3 protein-coding genes are annotated in these 4,944 nt (G+C 36.1%); 1 reads left to right on the forward strand and 2 read right to left on the reverse strand.

Features of this window, described 5'->3' with window-relative positions; translation table 11 throughout:
• Window positions 1–250: 250 nt before the first annotated feature.
• Complete coding sequence (locus ESZ54_RS09490; protein ID WP_136137444.1) at window positions 251–1,126, reverse strand: YitT family protein; 876 nt, start codon at window positions 1,124–1,126, stop codon at window positions 251–253.
• A 36-nt stretch (window positions 1,127–1,162) separates the two neighbouring features.
• On the reverse strand, window positions 1,163–2,938 hold the full coding sequence (aspS, locus tag ESZ54_RS09495; RefSeq protein WP_136137439.1) for an aspartate--tRNA ligase: 1,776 nt from the start codon (window positions 2,936–2,938) through the stop codon (window positions 1,163–1,165).
• Between the two features lie 397 nt (window positions 2,939–3,335).
• Between aspS and ESZ54_RS09500 the strand changes: the two genes are divergently transcribed.
• On the forward strand, window positions 3,336–4,631 hold the full coding sequence (locus ESZ54_RS09500) for an N-acetylmuramoyl-L-alanine amidase (protein WP_136137440.1): 1,296 nt from the start codon (window positions 3,336–3,338) through the stop codon (window positions 4,629–4,631).
• The last annotated feature ends 313 nt before the right edge of the window (window positions 4,632–4,944 follow it).

Here is a 4,944-nt window from a genome sequence, read left to right on the forward strand (position 1 = left end):
TTTTGTCTGAATACTAGGATTGGCTTGGTGCTGAACCCATGCTCTAAAAATCCCATTCATCAAGGTGGTGGCGTAGGCGCTTTGAGCTGAGCGGTAAGGCGAGCATGATAATTTGACGGGTTTTGTCAAAATATCATGCTTAACTTAGTGCCGAATTCCAACCAGCAGAACTCCTGCTTATCAATCAATCCACTCCACAAAAAAGAGGCACCCTTTCGGGTTAGCCTCTCAAAATTTATTAATAAATCATTTACATCATAGGGTCGTAAAAGTTTCCCATAATCGTGACATTCTCAGAAATACTTACAAATGCTTTTGGGTCAGAATGATGCATTGCCGAATGAAGCAATGGGATCTGATCACGCGTAATCACCGAAATTAAGATCGTTTCTTCATTACGGTTAAACGCACCTTCCGCATGTTTGATAATCGTAATACCACGACGAATTCTTGAATGAACTTCTTCAATCACAAGATCCGGGTGTTTCGTAACAATCATAATTTGCATTTTTTTCTGGCGTGTATAGACCATATCAACAACTTTACCATTTACAAAAATTGAAAAGGCACTATAGAAAGCAAATGGCCAACCAAAAAGGAACCCTGATGCCAAAATAATACAGGCATTGAAGATAATGTTAATTGAGCCAACATTCTTTCCAGTTGCTTTTCTAATTGTCATACTCACAATATCTAATCCACCTGAAGATAACCCACCTTTAAGAGCTAAACCAATTCCCAAACCACACGCTGCCCCACCAAAAATCGCACAAATGATTGGATCATCCGACAGTGTTGTAACCGGAATAATTTCGATGAAAAAAGACGTCATAAAAACTGAAAACATCGTAAAAATTGTAAACTTTTTACTAATTTTAAACCACGCTAGTACAAACAATGGCACGTTTAAACAATAAAGAACAATCCCCATTGGTAAGATCATCCCACTGATGTTCTCCGTCAACGTTACTATAATTTGTCCTAACCCCGTCACACCACTTGCATAAATGTGTCCAGGTCTCCAAAATAAATTTAAAGCGATTGCTTGCAAAATACCATTCACAATGGCCATTGAAATCTTTTCCGTATAGCCACTCTCTAAAAGCGTCTCTTTAAAACGCTCCATTTTCAGCATAGTTAAACCCCTCGATTTTATTAATTTCTATTTTTCTTCGTCAACTGCTGTAACGTCAATACTTAATTCTGCTAATTGCACATCTGAAACAGTACTTGGTGCGTCCGCCATAAGATCCATCGCACGACTGTTTTTAGGAAACGCAATGACTTCACGAATATTGTCTTTTTTCGCTAAAAGCATCACCAAACGGTCAAAACCAAGTGCTAAACCGCCATGTGGTGGGAAACCATATTCCATTGCATCCATTAAGAAACCAAACTGTTCTTGTGCTGACTCTTTAGTAAAGCCTAAAGCTGCAAACATATCTTCTTGAACTTCACGTTGATAAATTCTTAGTGAACCGCCACCGATTTCATAGCCATTTAAAACAACATCATAAGCTTGTGCATACACCTTTTCAGGCGCTGTTTTAAGTAATTCTAAATCACTTACTTTTGGCATTGTAAACGGGTGGTGCGCTGCAGCATAACGGCCGGCTTCTTCATCATATTCAAGTAAAGGCCAATCCACAACCCAAAGGAAATTAAATTTATCCATGTCAATTAAGTCTAACTCTTTACCTAATCGACTTCTAAGTGCACCAAGTGACGCTGAAACAACCTCTTTTTTATCGGCACAGAACATTAATAAATCGCCAGCTTCTGCATCTGTTGCTTTCATTAAATCGGCTTCAATATCAGTTAAGAATTTTGCGATTGGACCTTTTAAACCTTCTTCTTCAACTTTAACCCAAGCTAACCCTTTAGCACCAAATTGACCTAACCAACTACCTAAGTTATCCATATCTTTACGAGAATACTTATCAGCTGCACCCTTCGCATTTAAAGCTTTAACTGCTCCACCATTTTCAATTGCTGATTGGAAGACTTTAAAACCACATTCAGCAACAACTTCTTGCACATCAATTAATTCCATATCAAAACGAGTATCTGGTTTATCACTACCAAAACGAGCCATTGCATCATCATATTGCATACGTTCGAATGGCACAGGAATGTCGATATCCATTACATCTTTCATGACTTTGACTAACATGCCTTCAGTATAAGTTTGAATTTCTTCAGCTGACATGAAACTTGTTTCAATATCAACTTGCGTAAATTCAGGTTGGCGGTCACCACGTAAATCTTCATCACGGAAGCAACGTACGATTTGATAGTAACGATCAATTCCAGCACCCATTAGTAACTGTTTCGTTGTCTGTGGTGATTGTGGTAACGCATAAAAATGACCAGGATTCACACGTGAAGGTACCAAATAATCACGTGCTCCTTCAGGTGTTGATTTAGATAAATAAGGTGTTTCAACATCAATAAAGCCATTATCATTTAAATAATCACGAATCACACGACTTGTTTGGTGACGCAATTGAATATTTTTATACATTTCCGGTCTTCTTAAATCTAAATAACGATATTTCATTCTTAAATCATCATTCACATTTTCATTGTCGCCAATCACAAAAGGTGTTGTTTTTGCTTTGTTGTAAATAACGATTTCCTCAGCGGCAACTTCATAGCGACCCGTTTTCATTTTTAAATTCACAGCTTCGTCCACACGATGAACAACTTTTCCTTTAACACCAATGACATATTCAGTCCGACATTCATCAGCAATTTTCCAAGCTTCTTTTGATTCTTCCGGATTGAAGACAATTTGAATAATGCCTTCGCGGTCACGTAGATCAATAAAAATTAAGCCACCCAAATCACGTCGCTTTTGAACCCATCCTTTTAAAACGACTTCCTGATTTAAATTCTCTTCTGAAACTTCTCCACAATATACAGTTCTTTTTTCCACTACTTCTCTCTCCCTCATTTATTCCTAGATATTAAAAAAAGCCCTTGTTACTAATAACAAGGACGAATGCATTTCACACGTGGTACCACCTATTTTTCAAAAAACATCATGACTCAATATGATATTTTTTCTTTACCGATTAACGCTCGTAACGGAGTATCTTTTTCATACCCATCTCCAGAGTGTCTTTCTTTTTTGTGAATTGCTTTCAGCCAAGGCAGTTCTCTCTGAATTCAAAGAATTTTCTCTTTCAACGATATTCTTAATATATACATTTTAAAATACTAAAAATTGCACTAAAAGTCAAGATACTATTCGAATTACTTTTAGTGATTACTACTTTTTTAAGAACTTTTTTGATATAATGTCTCTATCTATCTATAAATGAGGTAAACAAATGAGAAACCCAACAAATAAAAAAAATTCATTAAAATTATTAGTTGTGAATATCATGATTCTTACCCTTTTATTCTTTGGCTTTTATTTGATGAAAGGGAACAATCAAATCGCAACTGTTCAAACAATCGCGCTTAATGTGCGCCAAGAACCCACTGTAAATTCTCCAATTTTATCCCAAGTTCACAGGGAAGACCGCATCACAATTCAAGACAGAAAAAATAATTGGTACAAAATCCAATTACCTGATAAATCGACTGGCTGGGTAGCTGATTGGTTGATTTTTGAAGGTGAATCTGGACCTTATACAAGTTTACCTGGTATCTTAATAAAAAGTGATGTCGAGTTAAAGAAAAGTCCGAGTGAAAAAAGTAAAACCTTGGATACTTTAAAACGTAAAACGCATATTACAGTTAATTTAGAATTAAATGGTTGGAGCCGCGTCCTAGTCAATGATCAAATTGGATGGATTCCTTCTGATACATTTAACATCAAAAAAAAAGACTTTCCAAAATGGAAAGAAGAAACACCATTATTTATTGCAACAGAAACAGCATCACTCTATGAAAAGCCCAATCAAAAAACTGCGGTTAAAACCGCGCTCACATATGGTGACACACTGGTCGCAATGGAAAAATCAGAAGACGAATGGTATAAAGTTAAAACCAAAGATAATCAAATAGGATACCTGAAGCAATGGCATTTAACTGAGCATCAATTATCAAAAGATGATAAGAAACCAGACACACCACTTGCGGAATATGTTGTGATGATTGATCCTGGACATGGTGGAAATGACCCTGGTGCTTCTTCAAATGATGGAAAATATTTTGAAAAAGACATGACCCTCGCAACTGCTAAAACAATAAAAAAAGAACTAAACCAGCACGGCATGTCTGTATTACTGACCCGAAGTAAAGATGAAATTATACCTTTAAAAAACATTTCAGCGAAGAGTAATGAAAGTCACGCAGATGCATTTATCAGTTTACATTATGATTCAACCGAAAGTCCTAATGAAGGATCAGGTACAACCACGTACTACCGCCATAAAAGTGGCAAACCATTAGCCAAAGCGGTTAACGACCAAATCGCAGGTCGCTTACCTTTACCTAATCGAGGTTATGGTAAGCAAGATTACCTTATCTTAAGAGAAAATGAAAAACCCGCAATTTTGATTGAACTAGGTTATATGAATAACGACCTCGATGCAAAATACGCACGCAGCAATGATTACCATAAATTAGTCGCTGAATCAATCTATAACGGGCTATTAGAATACTTTGAGATAAAGTAATTTATTGTGGTGGAACAGGCAGTTTGAACTGAATAATACAAAAACCTAAGCGCGTAGAGTTATTCATTTAATTCTAAGCGTTTAGTTTTTTTCTTTCCCCCAGTTTTCCACGTTTTACACTTCAAAAGATATTTAAATGGTATTTTATCACAATCCAATATCGTGATATTGATACTATAAGAACTGGATAAATCGTACTTAGTCGAACAATAAAGATACGTTATTGATACTCCATAAAAACAAAGTAGACACTTAACTCATGATAACTAAAAGAAAATCAAGTAAACTTTAAAAAGAGATGAATTTAACGCCA

Source organism: Vagococcus silagei (assembly GCF_004795745.1).
GTDB classification, from domain to species: domain Bacteria; phylum Bacillota; class Bacilli; order Lactobacillales; family Vagococcaceae; genus Vagococcus; species Vagococcus silagei.